General features: G+C 49.3%; 12 protein-coding genes. 4 read left to right on the forward strand and 8 right to left on the reverse strand.

Translation table 11 applies throughout. From position 1 onward, the window contains the following. Positions 1-4: 4 nt before the first annotated feature. Positions 5-3,181 carry an amidohydrolase family protein gene (locus tag CWI78_RS03975; RefSeq protein ID WP_126780491.1) on the reverse strand — a complete coding sequence of 1,059 codons (3,177 nt, stop codon included), beginning with the start codon at positions 3,179-3,181 and terminating at the stop codon, positions 5-7. A 149-nt stretch (positions 3,182-3,330) separates the two neighbouring features. On the opposite strand from CWI78_RS03975, the gene CWI78_RS03980 reads away from it, so the two are divergent. From CWI78_RS03980 to CWI78_RS03990, 3 genes are read left to right on the forward strand one after another with little or no spacing between them, the layout of a single operon-like run. Beyond that, the gene (locus CWI78_RS03980; RefSeq protein ID WP_126780493.1) at positions 3,331-4,698 is read left to right on the forward strand and encodes a sensor histidine kinase; all 1,368 of its coding nucleotides are present in this window, start codon (positions 3,331-3,333) and stop codon (positions 4,696-4,698) included. 8 nt (positions 4,699-4,706) lie between these two features. Further along, complete coding sequence (locus tag CWI78_RS03985) at positions 4,707-5,162, forward strand: tellurite resistance TerB family protein (RefSeq protein ID WP_126780495.1); 456 nt, start codon at positions 4,707-4,709, stop codon at positions 5,160-5,162. Next, positions 5,163-5,921, forward strand: coding sequence for a transporter substrate-binding domain-containing protein (locus CWI78_RS03990; protein WP_126780497.1), 759 nt, complete (start codon positions 5,163-5,165; stop codon positions 5,919-5,921). On the opposite strand, the gene CWI78_RS03995 is transcribed toward CWI78_RS03990, so the two are convergent. From CWI78_RS03995 to azu, 3 genes are all read right to left on the reverse strand, one after another. Continuing rightward, a complete protein-coding gene (locus CWI78_RS03995) occupies positions 5,918-9,025 on the reverse strand; it encodes an efflux RND transporter permease subunit (RefSeq protein ID WP_126780499.1) in 3,108 nt (1,035 codons plus the stop codon). The genes CWI78_RS03990 and CWI78_RS03995 overlap by 4 nt on opposite strands. Continuing rightward, the gene (locus CWI78_RS04000; RefSeq protein WP_126781030.1) at positions 9,025-10,068 is read right to left on the reverse strand and encodes an efflux RND transporter periplasmic adaptor subunit; all 1,044 of its coding nucleotides are present in this window, start codon (positions 10,066-10,068) and stop codon (positions 9,025-9,027) included. Before CWI78_RS04000 ends, CWI78_RS03995 begins: the two co-directional genes overlap by 1 nt. 87 nt (positions 10,069-10,155) lie before the next feature. After that, the gene (azu, locus tag CWI78_RS04005; protein WP_126780500.1) at positions 10,156-10,608 is read right to left on the reverse strand and encodes an azurin; all 453 of its coding nucleotides are present in this window, start codon (positions 10,606-10,608) and stop codon (positions 10,156-10,158) included. An 84-nt stretch (positions 10,609-10,692) separates the two neighbouring features. On the opposite strand from azu, the gene CWI78_RS04010 reads away from it, so the two are divergent. After that, positions 10,693-11,844, forward strand: coding sequence for a trans-sulfuration enzyme family protein (locus tag CWI78_RS04010; protein WP_126780502.1), 1,152 nt, complete (start codon positions 10,693-10,695; stop codon positions 11,842-11,844). On the opposite strand, the gene CWI78_RS04015 is transcribed toward CWI78_RS04010, so the two are convergent. From CWI78_RS04015 to murI, 4 genes are all read right to left on the reverse strand, one after another. Further along, on the reverse strand, positions 11,841-13,529 hold the full coding sequence (locus tag CWI78_RS04015) for an NAD-dependent malic enzyme (protein ID WP_126780504.1): 1,689 nt from the start codon (positions 13,527-13,529) through the stop codon (positions 11,841-11,843). The two genes, CWI78_RS04010 and CWI78_RS04015, sit on opposite strands and share 4 nt — an antisense overlap. A 353-nt stretch (positions 13,530-13,882) precedes the next feature. Beyond that, the gene (locus tag CWI78_RS04020) at positions 13,883-14,260 is read right to left on the reverse strand and encodes a helix-turn-helix domain-containing protein (protein WP_126780506.1); all 378 of its coding nucleotides are present in this window, start codon (positions 14,258-14,260) and stop codon (positions 13,883-13,885) included. A 10-nt stretch (positions 14,261-14,270) separates the two neighbouring features. Beyond that, entirely contained in the window at positions 14,271-14,498 is a 228-nt protein-coding gene (locus tag CWI78_RS04025) for a type II toxin-antitoxin system HigB family toxin (protein WP_244213068.1), read from the reverse strand. 358 nt (positions 14,499-14,856) lie between these two features. After that, complete coding sequence (murI, locus tag CWI78_RS04030; protein ID WP_126780509.1) at positions 14,857-15,603, reverse strand: glutamate racemase; 747 nt, start codon at positions 15,601-15,603, stop codon at positions 14,857-14,859.

The following is a 15,603-nucleotide window of genomic DNA, read 5'->3' on the forward strand; positions in this document are numbered from 1 at the left end:
GGGCTTATTCTTCCCAGAAAAAGTCCTTACGCTTGCGTGGTTCAGGCAGCAAGCGATCCATGGTGGTGGCGTCATAAAGTACGCCATTAACCATGGTATGAGTCACTTTATCGGTATCACGGATGTTCTCCAGCGGGTTACCATCAATCACGATAATATCCGCCAGTTTACCTTCTTCCAGTGAACCTAACGCGTGGTCCATACCAAAAACTTTTGCCGGATCCAGTGTCGCGGTGCGTAAGGCATCCAGTGGTTCCATACCACCCTGTGCCATCATCCAAATTTCCCAATGTTGCGCCAAACCTTCGCGCTGACCGTGAGCACCGGCAAGTACGTCAACACCTAAGTCTTGCAACTCGGTCGCCACTTCCGCATTATTAAAGTGATTGTAATGGTTATGCGGCGCTTTCTCGCGGCGCATGGCCTTGCCCACTAAAAACTCCTGCGGTACATATTGAGTCAGTTTCGGATGCTTCCACACATCGGTTTCAGCGTACCAGTAGTTCTCACCCCAGATACCGCCATAGGCCACACCCAACGTTGGTGTATAAGCCACATCACTTTGTTTCCATAACTGGCGAATGTCAGCGTAAATATTGGCAACCGGCAGCGAGTGCTCAACCGTGGTGTGCCCGTCCATAATCATGGTTAAATTGTGCTGCAGTAGCGAACCACCTTCAGGTACCACCATCATTTCCAGTTCTCGACCAGCTTCAACCACTTGTTGACGCTGGTTACGACGAGGTTGGTTGTAGCTTTTCACCGAGAAGGCACCCACTTTCTTCAGGCGCTCCAGATGAAATTTGGCGTCTTCTAAACTGTCCACATGCGAGGTATACCCCGGACCATTAGCCCCGTACAAGATAGTACCGGTGGAAAACAATCGAGGCGCCGCAATTTTGCCTGCTTTTTGCAGTTCGGATGCGGCAAAGAACTCGGTCGTATCGTTAGATGGATCATGAATGGAAGTCACACCAAATGCGAGGTTCGCGTATTGTCCCCAGTTCTGCTGCGGAATAATTTCCGCCTGGCCCTGACCACCGTGCGCGTGGGCATCAAATAAACCGGGCATAGCGGTCTTACCGCTGGTATCAATCACTTCAGCACCAGCAGGCACATTAACTTCAGCTTCCGGTCCTACCGCCACAATTTTATTGTTACGGACCACCACGGTACCCTGCTGGTAGACCGTGTCTCCATCCATGGTAACCACCTGACCACCGACAAAAGCAACGGTTGTACCCGGTACCATCGCGTCATGCTCAAAACCAATGTTCTGACCATTGTCTACTTTCAGCGTGTCGCTTTCAGTTTCAGCGCTGAAGGCTTCAGCCACCGACGTATGGTAAAGCTCCGGCCCCAGTGTCCAGTAAATCTGGTCACTGTTTGCCGTCCAGGATAGATTTTCACCGGCACGAACAGACAGCTGATGTACCGGCATTTGCTTATCTCCCGGCCCTACGTTGATAACGCTCCCGCGCTCGACTAAAGGTGTTACGAACACTTTAAAACGTTCCGCAAAAGCCAGTTGCTTGCCATCCGGAGACACACGGAATTCAGTGGCTAATTCCGACTGATACAACTCGCGTTGTTCCAGCGTGCGTAAATCAATAACGCTCAAGGTTGGCTTAGCGCCCGGTGTCATCAGATAGACCCGGTCGTTACGTGCGCCGTATTGCGGTAAATGCCCGCTTTCGGCAATTTGCTCTGGTTCTGCGTTGGCTGACACTGCAACGCGATAAATACCGTTTTCCAGACCAAACTTATCTGAAATTAAGTAACCACCACGCACCTTACGGTAAACTACGTGCTTGCCGTCAGGTGAAAATGTCGGTTCGACAAAGTTGCCCTGACCGGTATTCAGCACCTGCTCATTACCCGAGCTAATATCGCGAACAATAACCTGAGCCTGCTCTTCATCGTTCCAACGCACAAACACCACGCTTTCGCCATCACGCGAGTATTGTGGGTACAGTTCAAAGTCTTCACTGTTGGTTAAACGCTGCGGCTCACCATTTGGTAATGAACGCTGATACAAACTACCCAAAGCTTCGTAAATCACCGCGTCGCCCTGTGGTGACACTTGTGCCATGCGCAGCATTTTTACGTCAAACTGGTCAGCTTCAACGTTCTGCTTAAAGCGTAACGCCTGCTGTACTTTCTTTTCGGTTTCAACTTTAAACGGAATAATGCGCGCGTTGCCATCATCGATGTTGAGCTTCTGAATATGACCACCGGCCCAGAACACCAACTGCTTAGAATCCGGGGTCCAGTCCATGGTCGGGTAAACACCGTGAATGGCCCAGGTTTCCTGCATGTCGCGTTCCATCTTCCCGTAAACCCGCTTGTGTTCACCGGTTTTCAAATCGAGTACATAGAGTACGCTGTCAAAATCTTCGCGCTTAATGTAGGCCAAATAACGCCCGTCGGGTGACGGCGTCGGACGAATTGCGCCACCGGCACCACTTATTAAGGTTTCGATTTCCCCAGTTTCGCGCTCAAAGCGCTTTATGTCATAAATGCCTTCCAGCGAATCTTTACTGTAATGGAAGGTTTTTCCCGGTGTATCATCCTGCGAAAAATAGATGTATTTACCGTCAGGTGAAAACGCCGGTTCGCCTAAGTCTTTTTGGTCATTCGGACGCTCAGTCAGCTGAACACCTGAACCGCCGCTGCGGTGATACATCCAGACTTCACCGGCACCCAGTGAGCGGCTGGCGGTGAAATGTTTACGCGCGACCAGAAACTCGCTGTCCGGGCTCCACGCCGGGCTGTTCAACAATCGAAATGTTTCTTCGGTCACAGCGCGCGCATTGCTGCCATCCGCATCCATGACCCAAATATTATCGCCACCGCCCTGATCCGAGGTAAACGCAATGTAACGTCCGTCTGGCGAGTAGACCGGCTGCATATGCCAGGCAATACCACCGACAAGTTTTTCAGCTTCGCCACCGCCAAACGGCATGCGATAAATATCACCCAGTAAATCAAATACGATGTACTCGCCATCAGGGCTGACATCCACATTCATCCAGGTACCTGAGTTGACCGAGATATCAATGGTTTTAAATTCACCTTGTGGGTCGCTTACGTCCCAGCCCTGAGTTTGTTCCTCTGCCATGCTCAACGGCGCAAAGCTCAACAGCGATGCCACCGCTAAGGTTAATGTTGTTTTTTTCATGGTATTGCCTCATTAAAAATGTCTTCCCTTTGTAGGCAGTTACGATCCAAAAGTCCAGTTGCTAACGTTAAATGGAGAGTTATGTTCGGTTAATGGACTTTAAAAGTCAGTGGGTTATAGTGAGAAAATATTCAGAACACGGGTTGAATATGAACGACGCATTAGAAAATATCCTTCTCGACGTATCAAAGTCGACAGACATTGACGGCGGTGACTTAGAAAAAGCATCCGGGTTAATTCTAACCTCGGCACTGAAGGGGCTGGATATCAGCCGAGTCAGCATCTGGTTGCTACAGCCTGATAAAAAAAGTATGACAGCTGCCAAGCTCATCGACGAAAAAAGCCCCGATGCCGACGTACCAATATTACGTAAAAGCGAGTTACCTGAATACTTCAGAGCCTTAGAAACTGAGCGCACCATTATAGCCAACGATGCCCGCACTCATCCGGCAACCGTTGAGCTCAATAATGGCTATCTACAAGAAACCGGCGTTTACGGACTGCTGGATGTTCCCTTGCGTCATAAAGGCGAAATGATAGGTGTTATGTGCTGTGAAAGCCGTAAACCATCGCGTCGCTGGAGCTCCGATGAAGTCGCTTTTGTTGGTATGCTGGCTGACATATACGGACGTGCGGTCAGCGCTGCTGAACGTGAAACGTTTGAAAACTTGCTGATGCGCCAAAACGAGCAGTTAGAAAGCATGGTCGAAGAGCGCACACAGTCGCTGACCAAAGCACTGGACAACTTTAAGCAAGCCCAGGAGCGATTGATTGAAACGGAAAAAATGGCGGCTCTGGGTAAATTGGTTGCCGGTGTCGCGCACGAAGTCAATACCCCGCTGGGCATTTCGGTGACCGCCGTCACCCATTGCGAGCACCGCTTAAAAAAGCTGGATCAAGGTTTTAGCGACGGTTCCATTTCGCGCAAACAACTGCACACTTTTATCAGCAATACGTTCGAGGCCTACCAATTACTCAGCAGCAATCTTGAGCGCGCAGCAACACTAATCCAAAATTTTAAGAAAACGGCGGTCGATCAATCCAGTTTTGAGTTGGTTAAATGCGAACTGAATAGTTACCTTCACGCGCTGATTTTAAGCCTGAACCCTATGGTGAAAAAGAAAAAAGTCACTATAGACATCGACTGCGACGACCGTATTGTTTTGAGCACTTATCAAGGTGCACTGGCACAAATCGTGACCAATCTGGTCAGTAACACCAATGATCACGCCTTTGCTGAAGCCGATGAAAATCATCAAATTCGTATTCTGACCAAGCAGGAAGATAATGGTGTACGCTTTTACTTTCGTGACAATGGTAAAGGCATGGACAGCGAGACCATGAAGAATATTTTTGAGCCGTTTTTTACCACCTCGCGTCAAAAAGGCGGTTCCGGGCTCGGCTTATCCATTGTTTATAATCTGGTGACGCGGAAACTCAAGGGCGAAATTTCTGTCCAATCAACGCCTGGCGAAGGCACAGAATTTTCCTTTTTATTACCCGATTTACCCAAATAGGATGTTGTATGCTAAAAGCTCTGCAAAATTTTTTTCAACAAAACCCAATCTCTGAACAAGCCACACTGCACCAGGTAGACGGGCTCACCAACGATGCCTTTCTCTCTCTGGTTTTAATGACTGAGATTAGTCTGGCCGACGGCAAGCTTTCAGATGAGGAACATGATCACTTATTGCATGAGCTAGAACACGAATATGGCATCACCGGTGACCAGGCGGAAAATGCAGTTAAAGAAGCCGTGCAGGCAGTAAAAGAAGCCTCATCACTACACGATTTCACCGCACAACTGAAAGCGCTGAGATACGAGCAACGCGTTGAATTACTGGAAACTTTGTGGGTTGTTGCCTACGCTGATAGTAAGCTCGATCCACATGAGGAAAGTATGTTACGCAAACTCGCCGATTTACTTTATATCAGTCACGCTGATTACATTCGTTCCAAGTTAAAGGTTATGGACGCTTAGATGCGGCTGCTGCCAACCTTTTTCGCTGTCTCATTATTGTTGAATGTTTCAGTGCCTGCCAGCGGTCATGCCGACGAAATAGGTATGGCCACTGGCTACCCACCTTATCAGTTTAACCAAGATGGCGAACCGGTTGGCTTTGATGTCGATGTGACAAAAGCCGTATTTAACCACCTGCAAAAAGAATTTAACCTCCACCAATACGACTGGGACAATGTCGTGAGTTTGCTGCGCTATGGCGAACTCGATATTGCCATCGGGATGGAGTCAACGTCTGTTCGTCAAACCTACTTCGACTTCAGTCAGCCCTATTATCACCGCCTTGCCACTCTGTTTGTCCTGGATCAGGACAGCAGTCCTGAGTCCGTCAGAAAATTAGTTGGTAAACGTATTAGTGGCGACCGGCACTCCATTCTGGAGCAACACTTAAAAGAGCTGGGCCTGCATAACGCCATTCGAATCCAGCAAGCTGACTCGAAAAAGGAATCCATGGCGCAGTTAGCGGTCGGCGAAGTGGAAGCCGTTATTATGCCTGAGCAGGTGGGCTTGTATCTTGCCAAAGAAATGGGGATTGGGGTACGAATTCTCTGGCAGCCAGAAATTAGGGTTCCTGTCAGCTTTGCAGTCAAAGCCGGCAATACGAAGTTGCTCGAGCAAATCAACCGTGCTCTGAAGCATCTTGAAGAAACCGGGGCAATGGACAAAGTACGCCAGCGCTGGAATATTCAGCACTGGATTATTACTCCAAACGGCCTTTAGTGACCACTCTCTCTTGCTGCTTCCATCTCATTGTCCAGCCGGGCGGCTTCGTCGGCACGCGGTTTGGTAAAGCGCGCTAGCCAGAGATAAAGCACCGGCGTCAGATACAACGTAAAGAGCGTTGCCAGTCCGAGACCACCGAAGACAACCCAACCAATAGAGTTGCGGGCTTCCGCACCAGCACCGGAGGATAAAATCAACGGCAAGCCACCCAGAATGGTTGATACTAAAGTCATCATAATGGGGCGTAAGCGAATTAACGACGCTTCTTCAATGGCTTCGCGAACATCGAGCCCCCGGTCTCGCAACTGATCAGCAAACTCAACCAATAACACGGAGTTCTTAGCCAGCAGGCCTATCAGCATCACCAGGCCTATCTGCGAATAGATGTTCATTGACGTACCAGTCAGGAACAAGGCATAAATAGCCGCAGCAATACCAAACGGAACGGTCAGCATCACTACCACCGCACTGTTTAAGGACTCAAATTGAGCCGCCAGCACCAACAACACAATTAAGAAGGCCAGAATATAGGTCATGGCAATTTCTTGTGAGGTATCTTCAAAGGCAGCCGCTTCCCCTAAGAACACCAGCCCCATATTATCCGGTAATTGTTCTTCCGCTATCGAACGCAATTGTTCTACCACTTCAGACATCGGTAAGTCTTCAGGCAGTTGCGCATCTATTTCTATCGCACGACGCTGTGCCTGTCGCTCCAGTTCTGCTGATACCCCTTCTTCAATAATTTCAGAGACACTGGATATCGGAACTAAGTCGCCACTACTGGATGACACATACAAATTCTGCATATCCTGAGGTGACTGAATTAAGTTGTTACGCGTACGCAACATGACCGGAATTTGTTGGTCGCCGACGTTGAGATCCGCGACATCATCGCCGTTGATAGCAGCGCGTAACGTCGACGATATATCATTTAATGAAACGCCCAGCTCAGCCGCCCGCCGGCGGTCAATTTTCACCCTTAACTGCGGCTGAGTTGGCTGATAAGACACATTAAGATCGCCAAGTTCCGGCATTCGTTCTTTGACTGCAGCGGTAAATTCCCGGGCAACTTTAAAGATCTCATCATAGTTCTCACCGGTAATGGCCATTTCAATACCACCACCTTGCCCTCTTAAATTCAGGCTGTTGTCACCAAAAGCGCGTCCCGGTGCGCCCGGTACCTGACTTAAGGGTTCTCTGATGTTATCAATAATTTCCTGCTGGCTAATGTCGCGCTCTTCCCAGGGTTTCAGATTCGCGGTAATAAATACCAGGTTTGGGTCCCACTGACCGACCACGGTGTAAATCGACTCAATATCACCGCTGTCTTTATATTCCAGTAAAATTTCTTCTAACTGACGCGCCTGCCGGTCCATAAACTTCAGACCCACCCCGTCCGGTCCGCGAGAGAAAACCCGTACCGAACCCCGGTCCTCATTCGGCATCAGTTCACTGTCTATCTGGTTATACAGCATGGCGCCACCACCAGCGGATAGCAGTGACAACAGCACGATGACCCAACTAAAATCCAGCGCTTTGTGTAACGTACGCTTATAAAACCGTTTAAACACATGACCTATTTTAGCGAAACGGTTATTTTGCCCTGCCGATTTCGGCAAACGTGCGGTAAACGCCGGTACCAGCGACAAAGCAACAAATGAGGAAATGACCACAGCCGCCGCAAGCACACCGCCAAACTCACGGAATAAACGACCTGCCGTTGAAGGTAAAAAGGCAATTGGCACAAACACTGCCACCAGCACCGCCGTGGTTGCCACAACCGCAAAGAAAACCTCTCGGGTTGCCAACACAGCTGCCGCACGACTGCCAAGACCCATGGCCCGGCGTCGCTGAATATTTTCGGTAACAACAATGGCGTCATCGACAATCAGGCCGGTTGCCAACACCAGCGCCAACAAGGTCAGAATGTTAATGGAGAAACCCATTAACCAAATGGCAGCCACCGCACCGAACAAAGCAACCGGAATAGAGAATGCCGGAATAATCGTTGCCCTGAAAGAGCCAATGAACACCCATAAAGTCGCTACTACCAATGCAATGGTGATGGCCAGAGTGGTAACCACTTCTGCGACCGATTTACGAATAAACTGCGCGTCATCATTGGTAATGTGCATTTCCATGTCCGGAAACCGGTCACGCAGACGATCAAGCACGGCAAGCGCCTGATCAGAAATTTCAATAGTATTAGAACCAGCCTGACGTATTACCCCCAGACCGATAACAGGCTTGCCGTCCAGACGAACAAAGCTGCCCGCGTCCGCAGGCGCAAAGTAAGCTTGTGCGACATCGCCGATACGCGTGTCATCACGGACAATAATGTTCTCAACTTGATCTTCAGTAATAGCCGTTGCATCAGCCCGTATGATGAGTCGCTGGTCGGTCGAACGTAAGCTGCCGGCAGGAACATCGAAAGGAGCTAAGCGCAGCGCATCGGCCACATCCGTTACCGACAACCCAAAACTCACTAGCTTGAGAGGATCGAGATCCACTCGTAATACTCGTTCACGGTCGCCGTTTAAGCGAACATCTGCGACACCATTAATGGCCAGAAACTCCGGTGACAAGTCGGTTTCCAGTCGGCGCGTCAGTTCTTCCTGGGTCAGAGTATCGCTGCTAACCGCTAAATCCAGCACCGAACGCGCATCGCTGTCTGCCTTTTGCACGTTAATTTGTTCTACATCGTCCGGTAATTCCCGACGCACTTGATTGACCGCTTCGCGAACTTCTGCCGCCACCACGTCTAAATCGACACCAGGTCTGAACTCAATCGAAATTCGGGCGCTGTTTTCTTCACTTGAAGACTGGATGGATTCCACCCCGGAAACTCGGGCCGCAGCCCCTTCCAGAATGCTGGTTACCTCGGCATCAACAGTTTCTGGCGCACCACCCGGTAACGCCGCACTGACGCCAACCACAGGCCGGTCAACATCCGGTAATTCACGTACTTCGACGCCCATCAGCGCCGCTAAACCGGCGATGGCGATCAGCACATTGAGAACAACAATCAGTACCGGACGACGAATCGATACCGACGGTAAGTCATTCGCATCCTGGTGATTATTTAGCTGCTGATCTGACATTATTCAGAGGCCTCCTGAGTGTCGAGTGTTGCTCGATCAAAAATCACAGGCTGTCCTTGGCGAAGACTCTGTACCCCTTCAACTATCAATAAATCATCGCGCTGGATATTGCCTGAAACTAACACTCGCCCAGCCAGACGCTGCTCTATTTGCACTTCAATTCGTTGCGCTTTGTCGTCTTCGACAACCCAGACAAATGGGTTATTCACGCCCCAGGATAATGCCGCTTCAGGTATTGAAGCGAACTCTTCCCCTGCCAGTTCGATGGCAGTTCTGAAGCTGGTGCCGGGTAAAAAATCATCGCTGTTATTATTGATTCTCGCCCGTGCCCGGTACATGCGGCTGGTCGCATTAATGCGCGAATCCAGTTCCACAATTTCTGCAGTCACCGGCGTACCAGAATAGCGCCAAGGCTGAACTTTAAGCTCAGCACCGTCCTGCAATAGTGAAACGGCGGCTTCGGGAATACGAAAATCAATTAATAAGGTGGAACGATCATCCAGCGTTGCAATAGCCGTCTGCTCGTCAATACGGTCACCAACTTCAACATCAGTGATACCAATAATTCCGGTAAAAGGAGCGCGAATAAAACGATCTTCTAATTCTATCTTAGCGTTATCCAGCTCAACTCTCGCCAAATCCTTTAATAAAATAGCGTTGTCTAATTCTGATTGCGGCACAGCACCTTGTTCACGGCTGGCACGTAAGCGCTCTACTGTGCGCTCAGCATCACGCAGATTGATTTGTGCTTGTTCCACCGCAACTTGCTGACGGCGGGCATCCAGCTCAACCAGCAACTCATCTTTTTCAACTTCATCGCCCGGCTGAAAATTGACGGCCACGACCCTGTCACCGACAGCAGGATAAATGGTAATGGAGCGCACAGCTTCGGCCGTACCAACCGCTTCTACCCGGTTACGTTCACGCTCAAAGGTCACCGGTTCGGCAATAACCAAAGCTTCACGAGGACCGAATTGCTGAGCCTGACTAACCGTGCCAGTCAGCGACAATGCGAAAACGAAAGTAATGAGTAAAAACTTCATAACGGTCAAATGGTGCTCCAAAAAAACTGCAGCCCTATAGGCTGCAGCTATGACTAATTAATTAGCGAAAGAACAGTTTTGCAATAATTACTCTTTAATCGCAAAGCTGCCTTGCATAATTGCTGAGTGACCAGGGAAGGTGCAGTAGAATTTATAATCGGTATCTGCACTCATGCCTTCTGTAGAAAAGGTCACCGAGGTTTCCTCACCGCCACCAACTACATCAGTCGCTGCGATAACGGCATCAGAGCCTTCTGGTACATAATTGTTATCCATACCTGCCGACATGCCTTTCTGAACAACAGACTGCATATCGCCCGCTTCACTCAGCACCCAGTTATGACCCATGACTTTCTTATCCAGTTTACCTGAATGAGTTAAAGTCACTGTCACTTCATCACAGCTTGCCGGTACGGACATCTCTTTTGTATCAAATCTCATGTTGTCATTGCTATCTATGGTCAGCTCACATTCGTTCGCCTGTGCGGCGTTTGCGACAAACAACATAGAACCCAGTAGTGCGGAAATTAAGTAACGCATTACAATACCTCTTAAGTTAGTATTAAATCATTTCCTTTCTTATACGTACTATCTCGCATTGAGATTACTTTAACGAGAATTTATATGACGAAACATCCTTTTTCGCCACAGTCACTCCTTGCTCAGGGTGGTACCCACTCTGACAACGAGAATGGCGTAATTATCCCTCCAGTATACACATCAACGACTTATCTGCGTGATGAGGATAATCAATATCGTACCGGTCGTGTGTATTCAAGGGCTGACAACCCCACTTACCGCCCGGCAGAAAAGCTGCTGGCAGAGCTTGAGAATGCTGTCGATGCGCGCTTATTTGCTTCCGGCATGGCCGCCGCTACGGCCGTTTTTCAGGCATTAAAACCCGGCGATTCGGTCATTGCCCCCAAAGTCATGTACTGGGCTTTGCGCAAATGGCTACAGACTTTTGGCGTCGATAGCGGACTGAAGGTTCGGTTTGTAGATACTGCGGATTTAAACGAGTTACGCGCTGCCATTGCAGAAAACGCCCCTACGCTTATTTGGCTGGAAACGCCGGGTAACCCTTTGTGGACCGTGACTGATATTGCCGCCGTCGCTAATATCGCTCACGATTGCGGTGCTCTGCTTGCAGTCGATTCCACAGTCGCAACGCCACTGCTAACCAAGCCATTAGATCTTGGCGCCGATTTTGTGATGCACTCCGCCACCAAATACCTGAACGGCCATTCCGATGTCATTTCCGGCGCACTGGCTGCCCGAGAAGATAATGACTTCTGGAAACGCCTGGTCGCGATTCGAGCGCAGTCCGGCGCAGTTCCGGGGCCTCAAGACGCAGCGCAACTGTTACGAGGCATGCGGACCTTATTTTTACGGGTCAGAGAAAGCTGTCAAAGTGCTTTATATATTGCCGAGCAGTTGGAGCAACATCCGCAGGTTATTGAAGTTTTGTATCCCGGGCTAAAAAGCTTTGCGGGCCACGAGGTTGCCCAAAAACAGATGAACGGCGGATTCGGTGGCATGTTATCGATTCGTGTGGCCGGCGGAGAAAAAGCCGCCATTGCGGTTGCCGCGAAAACTCAGTTATGGCATCGGGCTACGTCATTAGGTGGCGTCGAAAGTCTGATTGAACATCGCGCCAGCATTGAAGGGCCTGATACGCCGGTACCGCTGGATTTATTGCGTTTATCGGTAGGCATTGAAAACGCCGACGACCTGCTGAGCGATTTACAGCAAGCCATCGACTTAGCGCATACTTAAATACTGACCCGTTTATAGAAACGATATTCCGGTTTCCAAAAATTGTTGTCGATGCGCTCACGTAGCGTATCGTCATCAATTTCCAGTGCTAAACCTTCCTGTTGCGCCACTTTACCCACCGCAAAAGCAATGTCCTTGCTGAGCTGAGTCAAGTCATTAAAGGCCGGCAGCAATTCTTCGCCTTTGCCATTGGCACTGGGTGACGCCCCGGCCAGTGTCTTACTGGCGACACGAAGCATTTCATCACTGACACGATCCGATTTAACCGCTAACACACCCAGACCAATGCCCGGGAAAATATAACTGTTGTTACACTGAGCTACCGGGTAAGTCCTGCCATTGTATTCAACCTGACCAAAAGGACTTCCGGTCGCCACAATCGCTTTACCGTCACTCCACTTCATCACATCCGCAGGATGCGCTTCAACATGTTTCGACGGGTTACTCAATGGAAAGATAATGGGCCGTTCCACATTTTTTGCCATGGTCGAAATAACTTGCTCAGTAAAGAGTCCGGCCTGCCCAGATACACCAATTAGAATATCAGGCTCAGCACAATGCATTACGTCCAGTAACGACGGGTAATCGCCGCTGTACTCCCAGTCATTTAAGTCACTAACCTTCTGTGCCAGTGCCTGCTGGAAATCGCGCAGCCCGTCCATAGTGTTCATCACCAGACCAAAGCGATCGACCATAAATATCTGTTTCTTCGCCTGCTCTTCGGTTAAACCCTCAGCCGTCATCTGAATCATCACCTGCTCAGCAATACCGCAACCGGCCGAGCCTGCCCCGACAAAGACCACTTTCTGCTCACTCAGCTTTTTGCCTTTTTGACGGCAGGCCGCCAATAGCGTACCCACCGTCACAGACGCAGTGCCCTGAATGTCATCATTAAAGCAGCAAACCTCGTCACGATAGCGACGTAGCAACGGCATGGCATTGGGCTGGGCAAAGTCCTCAAACTGCAACATCACGCCCGGCCAACGCTTGGTAACCGCCTTTATAAATTTGTCGAGGAATTCATCATACTCTTCCTGACCAATACGCTTATGCCGCGCACCCATGTACATTGGGTCTTCCAGCAGTTTTTCATTGTTGGTGCCAACATCCAGCATAACCGGCAACGTATACGCCGGGCTGATACCACCACAAGCGGTGTACAGCGACAGCTTACCAATCGGAATACCCATGCCGCCAATACCCTGGTCACCTAAGCCCAGAATGCGTTCACCGTCGGTTACGACAATAACTTTCACTTTTTGCTTAGTGGCATTGCGCAGAATATCGTCTATCTGATCACGCTCAGAGTAAGAAATAAACAAGCCGCGCGAACTGCGGTAAATGTCCGAGAACTTCTCGCAGGCATCTCCCACCGTCGGGGTGTAAATAATTGGCATCATCTCTTCCAGATGATCCGTCAATAAGCGATAAAACAGGGTTTCATTGTTGTCCTGAATAGCACGCAGGTAAATATGCTTGTTAATCGGCGTTTCAAAGCTCCGGTATTGCATATAAGCACGCTCTGCCTGCTCTTCAATACTCTCATAGCGAGGCGGCAACAAGCCGGTCAGGTTAAACGCGGCACGCTCTTCCCGACTGAAGGCACTGCCCTTGTTCAGTAACGGGGTTTCCAACAAGTTAGGACCAGAATAGGGAATATAAAGCGGACGCTGCGTCTGCGGCATAAGTACAAACTCCTGAAAGCCAAAGTGGTGCTTAGTTTAACGTAGCCTGACATTTATGTCAGGTGAGATATCGAGGAAAACGCGAGTGCGGAGGTTAGCAGTGGGACTTCGGAGAAAACGACTGTTGAGTCACACGTTTCGCTTGAGCGTTAAGGCCCGTTATGCCAGAGACGCTGCAAGTTCATCCATGAACGCTTGACGAAGGCCATCCATGGCCTTCGACACTCTGGCATAACGGGCCTCAACACTCGTAGCGCTTACATGTGACCCGACAGTCGTTTACTCTCTCCAAAGCCCCACCGCTAAATTTTTAGCTCACTCGCTAGCTCACATTTTCACCTGCCGCAATAACTTCAGGTCCCAGCACTATCTAGTTCGTAATCCGTCACCAGACATTCCAGAGGTATATGTAACCCGTTATGCAAGCGACGAATCATAGGCAGTGTTAAACGTCGCTTTCGATTTAAAACCTCACTAACCCGACTCCGCTGACCTAAAAATGGCACCAGATCAGAGTCTTTTAGACCCTCCTGATCCATTCTGAATTTAATTGCTTCCACAGGGTCGGGCGCATCGATTTTATACTTAGTTTCTTCGTACGCTTCGACCAAAGTCACCAGAATATCGAGTTCATCAGCCGCTTCTGTGTTGGGTTCAGCATCCCAAAGCTCATCAATACGAACCAGTGCACGCTGATGATCCTCAGCTGTTTTTATGGGCTTTATATTCATACCCTCACCTCTAAATTGTTTCTGCATCAATTGCGTCGTATTGCTTATGCGTACCAACGAAACGAATGTAAATCATCGAGAACTCGTACTTCATCGCGACAACAAGCCGGTACTTGTTACCGTGGATATTAAATACAACCCGATTATTAGCTATAAAACTCGCATGCCGGTATTGCTCTTTTATATCCTGTGACTTTTCCCATGACGCATATCGAGCTTCATCGAACCACGCTTTCAAAGGTTGCTCTGCATCCCTGTAATTAGGCTTTTCCCAAAACTCGCGGAGGGTAGCCCTTGATACAATTCTCATGAACGTACTTATCCCGATTCATATTTCCCATTATGGGAAAAAATTAGAGTTTGTCAATAAAATTCCCAATCTGGGAATTGGCGTTTTTATGTATTGATAATAGCGGCATTTAAGAAGGAGAAAATTAAGAGAAGGATTAAAAGGGCAGATGAATTAGAGGACTAAAAGGTGTGGCCTGATGCTATTGCATTATAGGAAACGTGGAATAGCGAGTGCTCCAAAGTCCCACTGATAACCTCAGCACTCGCGTTGTCCTCGATATCTCATCTGATGCAATAGCATCAGGCTACAGCTTCAGGCCCCAGCGGGTGGCGGTGCGTTTGACGGCATCGACGTTTTCGGTGGCTATGATGTGCAGTGGTGTGCTTTCAAACTGGGCGCTTAAGTCCAGATGTTGCTTTAGCCAGGCCAGCATGGCTTCGCCGGAGTGAATAGTTTTAGCGCCGCTGAAATACGCCGAAATGCTCTTGGCAATTAGCGGAAAGTGTGTACAACCCAGCAGCACGACATCAGGTTTTTCAAGCTGGCCAAAATAGTGCTTAAAGGTTTCCTTCAGAATTGGTCCATCGTAAAGCTCTTCTTCAACAATGGGCACAAACAACGGCGTGGCCATAGCATTCACCTGCTTATAACCCAAAGCCTGTATCTGTTGCTGGTAAGCACCGGAGTTTATGGTCGAGCGCGTTGCAATAACCAACACCCTGGCGTTGGTATCAATATCCTGCAGTTGCTGCAGTGCCATAACTCCCGGCTCAAGTACGCCATACACCGGCTTATTGGAGAACTTCTGCATTTGCTCCAATGCGGTCACACTGACGGTATTACAGGCCACCACCAGACAGTCCACATCGGCACCATTAAAAAACTCCACGGCTTCCAGCGCATAGCGCGTAACGGTGTTGCTGTCCTTGCTACCGTAAGGCACCCGGGCGGTGTCACCGTAATATAACAGTTCGCTGAAACAACCACTTTGTTGCAGTGATCGAGCCACAGTTAAACCACCCACACCGCTATCAAAAACTCCGACTTTCAT

Source organism: Idiomarina ramblicola, from assembly GCF_003987255.1.
Taxonomy (GTDB): domain Bacteria; phylum Pseudomonadota; class Gammaproteobacteria; order Enterobacterales; family Alteromonadaceae; genus Idiomarina; species Idiomarina ramblicola.

Bases quoted from the DNA above. Each gene is read 5' to 3' on its own strand.
- CWI78_RS03975 (WP_126780491.1), bottom strand. From the start codon at position 3,181: ATGAAAAAAACAACATTAACCTTAGCGGTGGCATCGCTGTTGAGCTTT.
- CWI78_RS03980 (WP_126780493.1), top strand. From the start codon at position 3,331: ATGAACGACGCATTAGAAAATATCCTTCTCGACGTATCAAAGTCGACA.
- CWI78_RS03985 (WP_126780495.1), top strand. From the start codon at position 4,707: ATGCTAAAAGCTCTGCAAAATTTTTTTCAACAAAACCCAATCTCTGAA.
- CWI78_RS03990 (WP_126780497.1), top strand. From the start codon at position 5,163: ATGCGGCTGCTGCCAACCTTTTTCGCTGTCTCATTATTGTTGAATGTT.
- CWI78_RS03995 (WP_126780499.1), bottom strand. From the start codon at position 9,025: ATGTCAGATCAGCAGCTAAATAATCACCAGGATGCGAATGACTTACCG.
- CWI78_RS04000 (WP_126781030.1), bottom strand. From the start codon at position 10,068: ATGAAGTTTTTACTCATTACTTTCGTTTTCGCATTGTCGCTGACTGGC.
- azu (WP_126780500.1), bottom strand. From the start codon at position 10,608: ATGCGTTACTTAATTTCCGCACTACTGGGTTCTATGTTGTTTGTCGCA.
- CWI78_RS04010 (WP_126780502.1), top strand. From the start codon at position 10,693: ATGACGAAACATCCTTTTTCGCCACAGTCACTCCTTGCTCAGGGTGGT.
- CWI78_RS04015 (WP_126780504.1), bottom strand. From the start codon at position 13,529: ATGCCGCAGACGCAGCGTCCGCTTTATATTCCCTATTCTGGTCCTAAC.
- CWI78_RS04020 (WP_126780506.1), bottom strand. From the start codon at position 14,260: ATGAATATAAAGCCCATAAAAACAGCTGAGGATCATCAGCGTGCACTG.
- murI (WP_126780509.1), bottom strand. From the start codon at position 15,603: ATGAAAGTCGGAGTTTTTGATAGCGGTGTGGGTGGTTTAACTGTGGCT.